At 48.3% G+C, this 1,651-nt stretch carries 1 protein-coding gene; it reads left to right on the forward strand.

Annotated elements, in window-relative coordinates:
* The first annotated feature begins 11 nt into the window (after window positions 1-11).
* Entirely contained in the window at window positions 12-1,538 is a 1,527-nt protein-coding gene (locus ACFQZX_RS11565) for an IS1182 family transposase (protein ID WP_377115345.1), read from the forward strand.
* Window positions 1,539-1,651 lie beyond the last annotated feature (113 nt).

Genomic DNA, 1,651 nt, shown 5'->3' on the forward strand with positions numbered 1-1,651 from the left:
AACTTAAAGGCATGGGAGGCAAGGTAGTCTTTAAGGAATATGATCCTGACCAGTTGACGTTTTTACCGTACAAACTGGAAGAGTTGGTACCGCAGGGTCATCCGGTACGTATCGTATCGAAGGTGGTCGATCAGGTAGATGTCAAGCCGATCAACCGGAAGTACAAAGGAGGTGGCGCATCCAGCTTTCACCCGCGGCTGATGTTGAAGCTGCTGATCTACGGTTACCTGACCAATACCTATTCTTCACGTAAACTGGAAGAACAGGCTCAACAGAACGTGCACTTCATGTGGCTTTTGGGGATGAAAAAGCCTGACCATAACACCATCAACCGTTTCCGCAGTGAAAAGCTGTCGGGCGTCTTAAAGCAATTCTTCTCCCAGATCGTGCAGTTGTTAGTGGCTGAAGGTATCGTATCGCTGAAAGAAGCGGTCTTTACCGATGGTACGAAGATCGAGTCAGCAGCAAACAGGTACACCTTCGTTTGGGGAAAAAGCATCAAGCATAATAAAGAGAAGATCAAAAGCCAACTGGATGAGTTATGGAAATATGCCCAGACCCTGGCCGGTGAAGAGCGGCTGGACACCTCACCTACTACTTTTACAGAAGTGAATGCCGAAAGGGTGAAACAGACCATCGCCAGTATTAATGCGGCCCTGGCCGAACAAGAGGATGTAGACCCGAAGGTAAAGCAAAAGCTGAAGTACGCCCAAAAGCACTGGACGGAGAACCTAAAGAAGTATGACCAGCAGGAAAAGCTGTTAGGTGAACGTAACAGTTACAGTAAAACCGACCCTGATGCCACCTTCATGCGCATGAAGGAAGACCACATGCTGAACGGACAGCTCAAACCGGCCTATAACCTGCAGATCAGTACACAGGAGCAGTTCATTCTTAACTACTCGCTGCATCAAACCTCAACCGATTACCAGACGCTGCCGTCACACATCGACGGGTACGAAGCATTGTACGACACCCTACCCAAAGCCGTTGTGGCCGATGCGGGCTATGGGTCAGATGAGAACTATTGTATATTGGAACAAAAAGGCATCGAAGCTTACATCAAGTATAATATCTTTGATAAAGAACAGAAAGAGGGAATCAAAGACTTTAGTAATGATAGTCTTCATTATAACCAGCAGGAGAACTATCTAACCTGCCCGATGGGGCAACGGATGCAACACATCGGCGACGGACAACGGATCACTACTTCTGGCTATGTACAAATCGTCAGCCGTTACCAGGCAGCTAACTGTCATAACTGTCCGATGCGGGGTGTTTGCCACAGGAGCGCCGGCAACAGGGTTGTGGAGATCAACCACTCCTTAAGAAAACACAAGCAAGCGGCAAAGGAAAGGCTCAATACAGACCAAGGCATTAAATATCGCAAGCGAAGGCCTGCCGATGTAGAACCGGTATTCGCACAGTTGAAACATAATCACGGCTTCAGGCGCTTTCTGCTGAAAGGCATGTCCAAAACCGAGGTCGAAATAGGGCTGCTATCGATCGCCCACAACCTCAGAAAGTGGAAAGCCTGAGAAAAAGGCCTTCCGTCCCGCAAACGACCACATAAACCATCCCGAAAAGAATAAAGCAAGCTGACACGGTCCAGCCTTACTGTTAACTAACCCAATCCAAACAAAAAGAGGCC

It is taken from the genome of Mucilaginibacter litoreus, assembly GCF_042676805.1.
Taxonomy (GTDB): Bacteria; Bacteroidota; Bacteroidia; order Sphingobacteriales; family Sphingobacteriaceae; genus Mucilaginibacter; species Mucilaginibacter litoreus.

Excerpts from the sequence above, each read along its gene's own strand:
- ACFQZX_RS11565 (WP_377115345.1), top strand. The coding sequence starts at position 12 with ATGGGAGGCAAGGTAGTCTTTAAGGAATATGATCCTGACCAGTTGACG.